The sequence below is a fragment of the Bartonella sp. MR168JLCBS genome (assembly GCF_042194175.1).
On record NZ_JBHIMP010000459.1, the window covers coordinates 327 to 646 of the forward strand.

The following is a 320-nucleotide window of genomic DNA, read 5'->3' on the forward strand; positions in this document are numbered from 1 at the left end:
GAATTTTTTTAGCATATCTTTTCCTTCATCATGTACGCGAACGTATCAATGGTTTTTTGACAGGTGAAGGTGACACCTTTCAAGTGGATGTAGGGCGTGAAGCTATTTTGAACGGTGGTTGGTTTGGACAGGGACCAGGTGAGGGAACGGTGAAACGTCTCATTCCTGATAGCCATACAGATTTTGTGTTTTCTGTTGCTGCTGAAGAATATGGTATTATTCTTTGTTTATTGATTATGGTGCTTTATGGCTTTATCGTCATGCGCTCATTATATATAGCATTGAATACCCGTGATTCATTTATACAGCTTGGTATTACT

1 protein-coding gene is annotated in these 320 nt (G+C 39.1%); it reads left to right on the top strand.

Annotated elements, in window-relative coordinates:
* Positions 1 to 320 (top strand): FtsW/RodA/SpoVE family cell cycle protein (locus ACFIK8_RS11960; RefSeq protein WP_375669555.1); only part of this gene is annotated, 320 nt, incomplete at both ends.